This is a genomic window from Campylobacter sp. JMF_15 NE4 (assembly GCF_027737645.1).
Classification (GTDB): domain Bacteria; phylum Campylobacterota; class Campylobacteria; order Campylobacterales; family Campylobacteraceae; genus Campylobacter_B.
The window spans coordinates 619,533-632,576 of record NZ_JAOVTY010000001.1 but is presented as its reverse complement, the minus strand read 5'-3'; the positions used below and the strand labels follow the sequence as shown (position 1 = coordinate 632,576).

Annotated in this window: 12 protein-coding genes; 3 read left to right on the top strand and 9 right to left on the bottom strand. The window is 40.9% G+C overall.

What is annotated here, in order from left to right; translation table 11 throughout:
- Positions 1 to 45: 45 nt before the first annotated feature.
- A complete protein-coding gene (locus OFN98_RS03225; protein WP_270874599.1) occupies positions 46 to 1,677 on the bottom strand; it encodes a cation:proton antiporter domain-containing protein in 1,632 nt (543 codons plus the stop codon).
- A gap of 167 nt (positions 1,678 to 1,844) precedes the next feature.
- Here OFN98_RS03225 and OFN98_RS03220 point away from each other — a divergent pair, with 167 nt between their 5' ends.
- The 3 genes from OFN98_RS03220 to OFN98_RS03210 all read left to right on the top strand — a co-directional run bounded on the left by OFN98_RS03220 (position 1,845) and on the right by OFN98_RS03210 (position 5,973).
- Positions 1,845 to 4,463 (top strand): valine--tRNA ligase, encoded by a 2,619-nt coding sequence (locus OFN98_RS03220; protein ID WP_270874600.1) that lies wholly within the window; start codon positions 1,845 to 1,847, stop codon positions 4,461 to 4,463.
- Between the two features lie 42 nt (positions 4,464 to 4,505).
- Positions 4,506 to 4,874 carry a DMT family protein gene (locus tag OFN98_RS03215; RefSeq protein WP_270859445.1) on the top strand — a complete coding sequence of 123 codons (369 nt, stop codon included), beginning with the start codon at positions 4,506 to 4,508 and terminating at the stop codon, positions 4,872 to 4,874.
- A gap of 115 nt (positions 4,875 to 4,989) precedes the next feature.
- Positions 4,990 to 5,973, top strand: a complete 984-nt coding sequence (locus OFN98_RS03210; protein ID WP_270874601.1) for a diaminopimelate dehydrogenase — start codon at positions 4,990 to 4,992, stop codon at positions 5,971 to 5,973.
- 89 nt (positions 5,974 to 6,062) lie between these two features.
- Here the strand turns inward: OFN98_RS03210 and OFN98_RS03205 are convergent, their stop codons facing one another.
- The 8 genes from OFN98_RS03205 to OFN98_RS03170 form a co-directional block, all read right to left on the bottom strand.
- The gene (locus OFN98_RS03205) at positions 6,063 to 7,004 is read right to left on the bottom strand and encodes a DUF4268 domain-containing protein (RefSeq protein ID WP_270874602.1); all 942 of its coding nucleotides are present in this window, start codon (positions 7,002 to 7,004) and stop codon (positions 6,063 to 6,065) included.
- Between the two features lie 332 nt (positions 7,005 to 7,336).
- Positions 7,337 to 7,765, bottom strand: coding sequence for a hypothetical protein (locus OFN98_RS03200; RefSeq protein ID WP_270862413.1), 429 nt, complete (start codon positions 7,763 to 7,765; stop codon positions 7,337 to 7,339).
- Positions 7,762 to 8,406, bottom strand: a complete 645-nt coding sequence (locus tag OFN98_RS03195) for a YggS family pyridoxal phosphate-dependent enzyme (RefSeq protein WP_270874603.1) — start codon at positions 8,404 to 8,406, stop codon at positions 7,762 to 7,764. Before OFN98_RS03195 ends, OFN98_RS03200 begins: the two co-directional genes overlap by 4 nt.
- On the bottom strand, positions 8,403 to 9,521 hold the full coding sequence (rseP, locus tag OFN98_RS03190) for an RIP metalloprotease RseP (protein WP_270874604.1): 1,119 nt from the start codon (positions 9,519 to 9,521) through the stop codon (positions 8,403 to 8,405). Before rseP ends, OFN98_RS03195 begins: the two co-directional genes overlap by 4 nt.
- A 3-nt stretch (positions 9,522 to 9,524) precedes the next feature.
- Positions 9,525 to 10,097, bottom strand: coding sequence for a CDP-diacylglycerol--glycerol-3-phosphate 3-phosphatidyltransferase (pgsA, locus tag OFN98_RS03185; RefSeq protein WP_270859450.1), 573 nt, complete (start codon positions 10,095 to 10,097; stop codon positions 9,525 to 9,527).
- 14 nt (positions 10,098 to 10,111) lie between these two features.
- Positions 10,112 to 10,900: an enoyl-ACP reductase gene (locus OFN98_RS03180; RefSeq protein WP_270868015.1), complete on the bottom strand. Its 789-nt coding sequence runs from the start codon at positions 10,898 to 10,900 to the stop codon at positions 10,112 to 10,114.
- Positions 10,900 to 11,796, bottom strand: a complete 897-nt coding sequence (gene dapA, locus OFN98_RS03175; protein WP_270859452.1) for a 4-hydroxy-tetrahydrodipicolinate synthase — start codon at positions 11,794 to 11,796, stop codon at positions 10,900 to 10,902. The genes OFN98_RS03180 and dapA overlap by 1 nt, the downstream gene beginning before the upstream one ends.
- A complete protein-coding gene (locus OFN98_RS03170) occupies positions 11,789 to 13,042 on the bottom strand; it encodes a M16 family metallopeptidase (RefSeq protein ID WP_270874605.1) in 1,254 nt (417 codons plus the stop codon). Before OFN98_RS03170 ends, dapA begins: the two co-directional genes overlap by 8 nt.
- Positions 13,043 to 13,044: the final 2 nt, after the last annotated feature.

The window sequence follows — 13,044 nt, the reverse complement described above, 5'->3', positions numbered from 1 at the left end:
AAATTTCCTTTATTTTTTCTATATTCTACTTAAATTTTTCAAATTTTAGCTTTGTAATTTTTGTCTTAACGCCTCTTGCAAAAGCGAGCCAGCCAGCATGCGCTCTTCCTTCATAAATATAAAATTCTCGCCGAATTCGCCCTCTAATTCGACCTTGCGATACGGCCCTGAATACATTACAATGATTTTTGCGCTTAAATTTTCCTTATTTAGCATATTTGTAACGATATCGAGTTTTTCTTGGTTTGTGAGCGTTAGGATTATTACAGAGGCTTGGCGTAGGCTAAATTCGTCGATGACGCTTTTTTGCATCATATTTGCAAAATGCACATTTTCCCCACGCGATTTGCCAAGATCCACGAGCTCCAAATCGCTTTCAGCCACGATATATGGCAGGCCGTTATCGCGCAGTCTAAGCAGTATTTCTTGTCCGACTCTGCCGTATCCGACGATGACGAAGTGGTTTTTCATAGGCGAAATTTTGACCTTATGCACCTCGTCTTCGAGTTTTTCGACATTTGATTCGAAGCGGTTTGCGATGCGGTTTAGGTTTTTTAGGATAAATGGTGTCAAAATCATAGTCGCCACGACGATTGCGATTAGAATTTGCGCATTTTCTTTGTTTATTAAATTTTTGGAGATTAAAAGTGCGAAAATCGCTAGGGCAAATTCGCCGATTTGCGCAAGCGAAAGTGCTGATTTGAGCGCGATTCTTTTGTGAGTAGAAAGAATCAAAATCGCATAGACAATGCCGGCTTTTAGCGCCATTATAATGATAATTCCTAGTAAAATTACGCCGTAATGATTGGCGATAATGTCAAATTTAATCTGAATTCCGATTGTGATAAAAAATAGTCCTAGCAAAATATCTCTGAGCGAACTCATGCCGGCTGCAATTTCGCGCTTGTATTCGGTTTCGGCAATCAGCATGCCAGCGATAAATGCGCCCAGCGTGTAGCTAAATCCAAACACATGAGCCAAAAAGCTAGCACCGATTACCACGAATAAAACCGTGGCGATGAAAATTTCTTTGGAATTTAGCTTTGTAACATAGCCTAGCAGGGTGTTTAGCAGGAATTTGCCGATTAAAAAAAGCGATATAATCACAATCGCCGCGCTTATGGCTGTGCGCAAAACCAGCTCATTTACGGGCGTGCTATCTGTGGAGGCAAAAATATCAATCATCAGCAAAATCGGAATTACAGCCAAATCTTGGAAAAGCAAAATTCCAAGCACTTTTCTTCCGTGATTGCGATTTATTTCGCCAGAGTCATTTAGACTTTTTAGCACTATTGCAGTAGAACTTAGAGAGAGCGCAAGACCGATAATAATGGCTGTTTTGATATTTTCGCTCAAAACTTGATCTATTATGAGAGTGAGTATCAGCCCAGTGCCTGCAACCTGCAAAAATCCGTTGAAAAAGACATCCTTTTTCATACTCATTAGGTGCTTGAAGCTAAACTCTAATCCTATGCTAAACATCAGAAAAACCACGCCAAATTCAGCGATTTGCGACATATACATACTCTCATCGCGTGTGAGGCTATAAATCTGCGTGAAGCACACGCCAGCGACGATATATCCGATAATGCTAGGGATTTCAAAGACTTTGAAAACTATGTTTAGAACGATTGCAAGTGCAGTAATCGTCAAAAATAGCTCGATAGCAAAATCCATTCGCAACCTTTCTGGGAAAATTTTAAATCTTTGATTTTACTAAAATTTTGCTTAAAATATCGCAAATTTAGGGCAAATTCGGCGATAAAATTTCGAATTTTAACTGGTTTTTAGTGAAATTTAACTATAATCATCGGTTTTTAAAATCAAATAAAAAGGCAGTTAAAATGGCAGATTTTTACAATCCAAAAGAAGTTGAAGAAAAATTTTATAAAATTTGGGAAGAGCGCGGTTATTTCGAGATCGACGGCAACAAAAATATCCAAGAAAAAGGCAAAACATTTTGCATTATGATGCCACCACCTAATGTAACGGGCGTTTTGCACATAGGACACTCTCTTACTTGCACCTTGCAAGACATTATGACGCGTTATAAACGCATGGACGGATACAAAGCACTGTATCAACCAGGACTCGATCACGCAGGAATCGCCACTCAAAATGTCGTCGAACGCGAACTTCTAGCCAAAGGCATAAAAAAAGAAGAAATCGGCAGGGAAGAGTTTTTAAAACATGTTTGGAAATGGAAAGAGCAAAGCGGCGGCACGATAGTTCGCCAAATCCGCCGCCTTGGCGTGGGTCCTGCGTGGAGTAGAGAGAGATTTACTATGGACGACGGACTTAAAAACGCCGTGCGAAAAGCCTTTGTAAATTTATACGAAAAAGGTCTAATCGTGCGTGGAAATTATATGGTGAATTGGTGCACTCACGACGGCGCTCTAAGCGATGTCGAAGTCGAACACAAGGCAAATAAAGGCAAACTTTATTATGTGCGTTACTATTTGGACGGCGAAAAAGATAAATTTATAGTTGTGGCTACAACACGCCCTGAGACATATTTTGGCGATACGGCGGTAATGGTAAATCCAAATGATGAACGCTATAAAAATTTAATCGGAAAATTTGTAGAACTCCCTATTATAGGGCGAAAAATCAAAATCATCGCCGACGAGCATGTCGATATGGCTTTTGGAACAGGCTGTGTAAAAGTAACCCCAGCCCACGATCAAAACGACTACGAAGTCGGCAATCGCCACGATTTGGAATTTATCACAATCTTTGACGAAAAAGGCATTTTAAACGAATATTGTGGCGAATTTGCTGGACTTGAACGCCTTGAAGCCAGAGATAAAATCGTCGCAAAGCTTGACGAGCTGGGCTTCATCGAAAAAATCGAAGATTACGAAAATCAAGTCGGGTATTGCTACCGCTGTAAAAATGTCGTCGAGCCCTATATCTCAAAGCAGTGGTTTGTCAAATCAGACATCGCTAAAAATGCCATAAAAATGGTAAATGACGGCGGGGCTGAGTTTTTCCCGTCTCATTGGATAAATAGTTTCAATGCGTGGATGAGAGAGCTAAAAGACTGGTGCATTAGCCGTCAGCTTTGGTGGGGACACCGAATTCCTGTGTTTTACTGCGAGTGCGGACATGAGTGGGCGGACGAAAATGAAAGCCCAAGCAAATGCCCAAAATGCGGAAGTGCGAAATTTACGCAAGACCCAGATGTCCTTGATACTTGGTTTTCAAGCGGTCTTTGGCCGATTTCGACACTTGGCTGGGGCAACGGCGACGCGTTAAAAGATGAAAAATGGCATGAGAGTGATTTAGCAGAGTTTTACCCAAATACTATGCTGATTACGGGCTTTGACATACTTTTCTTTTGGGTTGCAAGAATGTTTTTCCAATGCGAAAACGCTACTTCCAAACTGCCGTTTAAAGATGTCTATCTTCACGCCCTAGTTAAGGACAAAGACGGCAAAAAAATGAGTAAATCAAGCAAAAATATCGTCGATCCGCTCGATAAAATCGACGAATATTCAGCCGATATTTTGCGATTTACGCTGACAGTTTTGTGCGTGCAAGGACGGGATCTGCGCCTAAGCGATGATAAGCTTTTGATTTATCGAAATTTTGTAAATAAACTTTACAACGCAAGTAAATTTTTGCTTTTAAATTCGCCTAAATTCGGTGATTTGGACGAAAATTTGGTTAAAACGAAGCTTGGAGAGTATATGCTAAGCCGTTTTAAGGCGTGTGTAAATTCGGTCAGGGCAAATCTCGACGCATATCGCTTCAACGACGCTGCGACTGATTTATATAAATTTTTCTGGGACGAATTTTGCGACTGGGGAATTGAGCTAAGTAAGGCTAACAAATCGGCAATCCCTGAGCTTGGTATGATTTTTAAAGAAGCTTTGAAGCTTTTAAGTCCATTTATGCCGTTTATCAGCGAGTATTTATATCACGAGCTTAGCGGGACTTCGTTGGAGAGCGGAGAATCCGTAACCATGATGAGATACCCAAAAACTTCGGCGCAAAACGAAGGGATCGAAAAGCTTTTTGAGCGCGTGATTGAAGCGATTGTGAGCATTCGCAGGGCAAAAGCGACGATTGATTTAGGAAATGCCAAAATCGCAAAGGCTTTTGTGCTAAGCAATTTTGATTTAAGCGGAGCAAAAGATTATATCAAAACCCTTGCCAAGTGCGATGAAATCGAGTTTGTAAGCGCTCCTGTGGCAAATGCCGTGCGTGATGTGAGCGCGAATTTAGAAAGCTTTGTCGCGCTTGAAGGCGTGGATTTAAACCCTATCATAAATCGCTTAAATTCGCAAAAAACAAAGCTTGAAAAAGAGATTAACAAGCTAGAAAATATGCTAGGAAATGAGAAATTTATGGCCTCAGCCCCAGCTAGCGTCATCGAAACAAATCGCACAGGACTAGCCAACGCAAAAGAGCAATTTAACAAAGTTTGCACGGAACTTGCAAATTTGGGAGTGAAGTGAAAAATGCGAAAAAGTATAAAATTAAAAATTTAGGCAGATAAAATGAAACCATACTACACCATAATTTTACTGATTTTTTCAAATGTTTTGATGACGATTGCGTGGTATGCGCACCTGAAATTTACCAAAATCCCGTTTTTTAGCAACCTCGGGCTTTTTGGGATTATTCTATTTGGCTGGTGCGTGGCGTTTTTCGAGTATTGTCTGCTAATCCCTGCCAACAAATACGGCTACATCGGCAACGGCGGTTCGTTTGACATTTGGCAGCTCAAAGTCATGCAAGAAGTCATCACGCTTAGCGTTTTTAGCGTGTTTGCACTGCTGATTTTCAAAAGCGAAGCCTTTCGCATAAACCACATTATAAGCTTTGTTTTCCTAGTTTTGGCTGTGTATTTTATGTTTAAAAAATAGGAAATTTTATGATATTTTTTGGTTTTTCAAAACGATTTTGGCGATTTGAAATGGTGCCGTGAAAGCCCAAAAATAGGCAAAATTCAGAAATAAAATTTAATAAAAAGGATAAAAAATGAGTAAAATCAAAGTAGGAATTTTAGGTTATGGAAATTTAGGTCGTGGCGTCGAACTAGCCGTGCGAAACACAAACGATATGGAAGTTTTTGGCGTTTTTTCTAGGCGTGAGCCAAGTAGTGTGAAAACCTGCGGCGCGAGTGTTTTTAGCATAGATGAGATTTTAAATTTCAAAGGCAAATTCGATGTTTTGGTGCTTTGCGGTGGTTCGGCGACTGATTTGCCAACTCAAACGCCAGAGTTTGCCAAAAACTTCTGCGTTGTCGATAGTTTCGATACACACGCTAAAATCCCTGAACACTTCGCAAATGTCGATAAGGCAGCCAAAGGCGGCGGAAATGTCGGCATTATCGCTATTGGCTGGGATCCGGGTCTATTTTCGCTAAATCGCCTTGTGGGCGAGAGTGTGCTAGAAAGCGGCGAGAGCTACACATTTTGGGGCAAAGGCGTGAGCCAAGGGCATTCTGACGCTATCCGTCGAATCAAAGGCGTAGTCGATGCTAGACAATACACAGTGCCGATAGAAAGTGCGTTAGCAAGTGTCAGAGCCGGAGAAAATCCAAATTTAAGCACGAGAGAAAAACATTTGCGTGAGTGCTTCGTGGTCGCCGAAGATGGCGCAGACAAGGCGAAAATCGAAAACGAAATCAAAACAATGCCAAATTATTTCGCTGATTACGATACGACCGTGCATTTTATCGACCTTGAAACACTAAAACGCGAACACGGCGGAATCCCGCATGGTGGCTTCGTGCTAAGAAGCGGTAGCACAGGCGAAAATGGCGAGACAAAACACCTAATCGAATTTAGCCTAAAACTTGATTCAAACCCTGAATTTACGGCTAGCGTGCTGGTGGCTTACGCAAGAGCGGCGTATAGACTGCACAAAGATGGCAAGAGTGGCGCATTTACCATTTTTGACATCGCACCGGCTCTAATCTCGCCAAAAACCCCTAGCGAGCTAAGAAAAGAGATTTTGTAAATTTACTTGCCGTGCGAAGTGCCAAATTTGGCGAATTCGCACGGCGAATTTACGCCGTGCGTTTGATTTAATCAAATTTAAAAGCAAATTTAAACATATTTCAAAAAAGATTTTTTAATTTTCAACATGACTTGCATGATCCAATTGAATGTATCGGCTTGATCTTTATCATTAAAATTTATTTTCTTCGTTACAACTATACCGCTAGCTTTCTTTTGTGGTAATTCTTGCCAATCAAATTTAAACCCAGTTTCTTGTTCTATTTCATCTTTTTTATTATATAAATTCGCAAAAATTTCTTTATTATCTCTAATGTGAAATCTTACTCTTATTTGTTGTGGTTTTAGACGAATTTGTTCTATTGCAAGATTATATTCTGATGAACCAATTGCATAATTTAACCAATGATCTTTCGATGGACTTCTTTTATTAAATTCTTTTTCAAATTCTTTATTTGTTCCATTAAAGGCGAATTCATTAAATTTATCCCAAAAATCGTATCTTTCTTGCTCTGTTGGAGTGATTGTATTGTCTTGTTCTTTCATTATTTTTGACCAGTCATTTGGTTGCTCTATAACTTCAAATTTTACAGCTGGATCTGAACTGCCTATTTTGTATAATTTGATTTCACAAAGAAAAAATCCTATATTTTTGTCAGTATGTTCGTTTAGCCAAGTAATTGCCGCCTTATGCTCGTCTCTTGCTTTTTTAACAATCCAAATAATTATGTCTGCTGATTTTCCTGCTGCATAAGTTATAATTTGTCCTAAATGCTTATGGTCTGTTTCTGTTAATTGATTTTCTATAATAATTTTTCTATCAGTATTTATTTCTTTTGCAAGTATATCTAATTCAAAATTTCCTATTTTGCTTTCTCGCTCTTCTACTTCTATTTCAATACCGAGTGCATTTCCTAGCAATTCAATATTATTTTCTTCTTTATTTGCCAACCATTGGCTAAAATCTTTTTCTTCGTGTTTCCATATTTCCCTTAAATCTTTTATTTCTTCTAATTTTCCCAAATTTTTCATAATTTACACCTCTAAATTTATATAGAGAATTTTATTTAATTATAGCTGTAAATTAGCTTTTATTCACTATTTATGCAAATTTAGTTAAAATCGTCAGGTTGAAAATTTAAAAGGAAAATTTAGTGATAAAAATCGAAAATTTGCATAAAAGTTTTGGCAAAATTTTGCATTTCGCAGAATTTTGCCATTTTAGCGGCCTATAATTTTTGCTTTTGCGATTGCTTCGAATTTTTGCAAGCAAAAATTCTCGCAATGACACTTAAAAGCGAAATTCGGCAAAATTTCGGCGCAGTATCCCCAAGTTGCGATAGCGAAATTTGCAGAATTTTGTTTTAAATATTCGAATTTTGGATAGATTTTTTGCTAGAAAGTATTTTTAGGCTAATTCTGCCAAGCAGATCCAAAAAGAATATATAGATGACAATCGGCACCGCTAAGAGCCAAAATCCAGCATAAACTAGCCAAAAGTTAAAAACCGAAATTGCCTTGAAAATCTCGATTCGGACGATAGTGCCTTCGTATCCGTTAGAAGGCCACGGCATCCCCCAGATATTCGCCAATGTTGCAAGATTTGCCAAAATCAAAAAAAATAACGCGAAGTAGCGTTTTTGCAAGATTTGAAATTTATACGCAATCGCTATAAATAGGGCGCAAGCTAGAATATTAAAAAGCAAAATTTCAAAGCAGATGAACAAATTATCATGGGCTGGAAACGCTATACAGCAAATGCCTAGCAAAAATATTACGATATCGTTTTTCATCGATACAAAATTCGCCCTAAACGCACCATATTTGACCCGCATTTTATTGCTAGTTCGAAGTCATCGCTCATGCCCATTGAGCAGATTTGCGCGCCGTGTGGTCGCAGATTTTCAAAAATTTTATAGGTAATTTCAAAGCTTTTTTGTATTTCGCGCTCGTCGTCCGAGTGCGCGCCGATACTCATCACACCGCATAAATTTAGGTTTTTGCAACTCTCTTTTATCTGCAAAAACTCATCAATCGCGCGCGAAATTTCAAGCCCGCTTTTGCTACTTTCGTTAGCCGAGTTTATCTCCAAAAGCGTATCTAGCGTGAAATTTAGCCGTTTATTCACGGCGCACGCAAGCTCATAAGAGTTGCAACTTTGCCACAAGCACGGGCGTAATGGTAAAAGATGATTTATTTTATTACTTTGCAGCGAGCCGATGAAGTGCCATTTTAGGGGCAGGTCGCTTAAAATTTCGCATTTTCGCTTCATCTCTTGGACGCGGTTTTCGCCAAATTCGATTTGCCCCTGCGAGTAGAGATTTTCCACCGCGTCAGTATCTACATTTTTGCTCACAGCGATTAGACGCACGCTCTGCACGCCTGATGAAATTTTTGCGCTGTCTATGCGCTCTAAAATTTGCGCTAGATTCATTGATAAAATCCTAGCATACGCGCGAAGTCATTTACTATCGTAAAAATCATCAGCATTGCTAAAATCGCGATTCCAGCGTAGCTAGCGCCGACGAAAACCTTTTCTGGCACTGGGCGGCGAAACACAAGCTCGATTAGGTTAAACAAAATATGTCCGCCATCAAGAGCTGGGATTGGGAAGAGATTTATTATGCCCAAATTCACAGAAATCAGCGCGACAAGGAGCAAAACTACCGAAGCCCCGTAGCTTACGGCCTTGGTTGTGATATCGGTGATAGCGACGATTCCGCCCATTTCTTTGGGCGAGACGACGCCGGAGACGAGCTTTTCGAGCCCCACCAAGATGATTTTGCTCGATTGGATTGTTTCATCTAGCGCGAAGCCAAGCGAGCTAGCGCCCGTGTGATAGAGTGTGATATATTTGGGCTCTTTTCCAGGAGAAATTCCTATTAGCGGGGTTTGGATACGCTCTCGCCAAATGTTTAATTTCTCGCCAATTTTTGGGGTTAAATTTAGGTTTTTGATTTTACCTGCGCGCTTGATTTGCAGGTTTAAATCCCCAGCCACGACATTTTTGGAGATATCGTCCCACTCTCTGATTTGCGCGCCATTTATTGATAAAATTTCATCGCCGACCATGATTCCAGCGTTTTGTGCGGCTGAGTTTTCGCTCACTGCGCCTACGATTGGCGCGATACGCTCTACGCCGATATAGCCTAGGCTAATGTAAATCAAAAACGCCAAGATTATATTAAACGCAGGCCCAGCCACAAGTATGGCAATGCGCGCTAGCGGGCCTTTGGCGTTGTAGCTATCGGGGTCGAAATTTTTGGCACTCGGATCCAAATCCTCTTGACCTTTTAGGCTGACATATCCGCCAAGCGGGATTGCGCTTATGCAATACTGTGTCGCGCCGATTTGTTTGGTGTAAATTTTCTCGCCAAAGCCCACGCTAAATACATTTACGCCCACACCAAGCAGGCGTGCAACGCTAAAATGGCCAAGCTCGTGGAAAAATATCAAAAAGCTAATGGCTAAAATCGTTACAAAAAAATGTAACCCGTAAAAATACAATCCACAAAGCAAAATTCCTATGGTTAAAAGTATGCTTTTCAAAAATCACTCCGTTGCTTTTGCATTCTTTTTGTGATTTTTAGCGTAGGCTAAAATGTATTCTAGTCCCGAATACAGCGTGAGTGCTACTGCGAGCCATAGCAAGAAATTTCCGCCACTCCACTGCATAGTCAAAAATCCTATGGCAAACATTTGCGACACCGTTTTTACCTTGCCTGCCATTGAGGCTGAGACGCTGATATTTTCGCTCACCATAACCGTGCGAAAACCTGTGATAAAAAACTCGCGGATTAGGATTAGATACACAGCCCATGGGCTCGCTCTATCAATATACATAAGCCCTAAAAATCCAGCCAAGGTTAGCATTTTATCAGCCAGAGGATCGATGATACCGCCAAATTTGGTGATTTGATTCCAGCTTCTAGCGATAAATCCGTCGAAAAAGTCCGTCACGGAGGCGATTACGAAGGTTAGGGCGGCGAAGTAGTTTATCCAGCTGACATGCACCGCGCCAACCATACCGCTACTATCGGCATTGCCAGCAAGCAAAATGAGATAAAAAAACAAAGGTGCTAGTAAAACTCTAAAAATCGCTAATATATTTGGTAAATTCCACATATTTTTTCCAAATTTTATTTAAATGTCGTTCCGCCATCGACGATAAATGTATGACCTGTAACCCAACTAGCCTTGCTCGAACACAAAAACAGGCACGCACCTGCTAAATCTGTCGGCTGTCCCATGCGATTAAGTGGGCTTAGTTCGGCTGTTTTGTCGCGCACTTCCTCATAATTCGTAAAAGCTCTTAGCGCGTCTGTTTCGATTGGTCCGCCACTTACGACATTTACGCGGATATTTTTCTCGCCAAGCTCGGTTGCAGCGTATCTTGCCATAGCCTCAACTGCCGCTTTTGCAGTGCCGTGTCCTGAGTAATGCTCGATATAGACTAAATTTCCAGTCGAACTTAGGCTGATTATACTGCCGCCGCCTACCTTTTCCATGCGTTTGGCTGCTTCTTGCGAGCCAACGACAAAGGCATTTACGGTCGCGGTAAAGATATTGTTAATCCCGCGTGGTTTTAGCTTCATAAATTTAGTGTATCCACCAGCCACCGCGCGACCCGAAATAATGGCATTTGAGATGAAAAAATCCACTCTATCAAAATCTGCGTCGATCTTTTCAAACAGCTCTTTGTAGGTCTCTGGCTCTAAGATATTTAAGCCGTACGCCCTTGCTTTTATGCCAAATTCCTTCTCTAACTCCGCTGCTTGGGTTTTGGCTAACTCTTCGTTTGAGTTGTAGGTAAAGGCGACATTTGCGCCAACTTTGGCGAATTCCAAAACAATCGCGCGACCGATTCCGCGCGTTCCACCGCTGATTACTAGGGTTTTTCCTTTAAATTCGTTGATAGTTTCTATCATTAAAATCCTTTGATATTGTATTGTTTCATAACAGCTTCAATTTTAGCTAAATTTTCCTTGCTAGGCTCGCAAAGTGGCAAGCGATACTCCAAAGCTGGCATTAGCCCAGCGATATACATTGCCGCTTTTATCGGGATTGGGTTGCTTTCGCAAAAGAGAATTTTATTTATTGCATACAAATCATCATTAATCTCTTTTGCCTTGATATAATCGCTATTTAGTCCGAAATTTACGAGCTTTGAAATATAATCAGGCAATAAATTTGCAGTTACGGAGATGACGCCCTTTCCGCCGTTTGATAGGATAGGGTAGTTTATCGCGTCCTCGCCACTAATCACGCTTAGTTTCGGCTCATGCGCTAGCAAATCCACGCATTTATCGATACTGCCACTTGCCTCTTTTACGCCGTAAATATTGTCGCAATCGTTAAAAAGCTTGATTATGGTCTCTGTGTCGATATTGCACCCTGTTCTACCCGGGACATTGTATAAAAGCACTGGAATTTCGATAGAGTTTGCAATCTCTTTGTAGTGCAGATACAAGCCTTTTTGGGTCGGTTTGTTGTAGTATGGCGCGACAGAGAGTATTCCATCGGCCCCATGCGCTTGCGCAAATTTAGCTAAATCCACAGCCTCGTGCGTGGCGTTTGAGCCGGCACCCGCTAGGACTTTGACGCCTGTGTTTTTGCAGGTATCGACTGCGATTTCTATGCAGACTTTGTGCTCATCGTGGGTCAATGTGGCGCTCTCGCCCGTGGTACCGACAGGGACTAGGACATTTATGCCGTTATCGATTTGGCGTTTTATGAGTTTGGCGTAGGTTTGCTCGTCAAGTTTGCCATCTTTAAACGGAGTGATTAATGCGGTCATTGAACCGATAATTACATTTTTATTCATCGTTTTCCTTTCGTAAAATCAATGTGGTTGAATTTTTAAATTTGAGATATTTTTTCATAGTTTCGTTTAAATTTTGCGCTGAGATGTTTTCGATATCGCTTTGGAGTCTAAACAGCGCGTCCAAATCGCCTCTGATGATATATGAGCCATAAATGCTAGCCACCTTGCTAGCGCTATCCATGGAGTAAATTAGGCTTGATTTGGCTGAATTTTTGAGTTTTGTGATTTCATCATCGCTGATTTGAGAATTTTTGGCGTTTTCTAAGATAGCAAAAATTTCATCTCTTAGCCTCTCACCGCTAATCCCAGCGTTGCAAACGCCGAAAATTATCATTAAATTTTCATGTTTGCTGGCTAGATTATAGACATCGATTTGATTGGCTAGCTTTTTCTCATCGACTAAAATTCGTTGTAAAAGCGAGCTTTTCATACCGCCAAGATAGTCGCAAAGAGCGTTTATGCTGGCTGCGTCAGCGTGGTTAAATGGCGGGATTTTAAAGGCGGTTGCCACGATTTGGACATGAGAGTCTTTGTGTATGAGATTAAATCTAGCGCCGTCTTGCTCTGGTTCTGGCGCGCAAACATGCGATTTTTCGCAGCGATTTTTGATATGCGAAAAGCTTTTTTTAGCTAGTTCAAACGCGCTTTTTTCATCGATATCGCCACTGATTAGAAGTGCTGCGTTGTTTGGATTATAAAATTTAGCGTGAAATTCCCTGATATCCTCGATTTTCCAGCCCTCTATATCGCTTCTAAATCCAATCGGCGTCCAGTGATATGGGTGATAAACAAAAGCGCTGTTATACAGCCTAAAAAACAGATACCCAAACGGATCGTTATCCGTGCGCCAAAGCCTCTCTTCTAAAACCACATTTCGCTCTGGCAAAAACTCGCTCTCTTCGAGCTTTAAATTTTCCATGATATCTGCGTATAAATCGAGGCAAGTGGCTAGATTTGAGCGCTCGCATTTGATGAAATAGTGCGTGAAATCAAAGCCTGTGCTTGCGTTATTCACGCCACCAAAACCTTTTACAATGGCGTCAAATTCGCCAGCTTTGCGATTTTTTGTGGATTTGAAATTTAGGTGTTCGAGCATGTGGGCTATGCCACTTTTGCCCATGACTTCGTCCTTTGAGCCCACATCGTAAAATAGATCGACGCTGATGACATCGCTACCTAAATTTACTGGTATGTGATAGACGGTTAAGCCGTTTTCTAGCGTGATTTTATTGAATTTTGCAAACATAA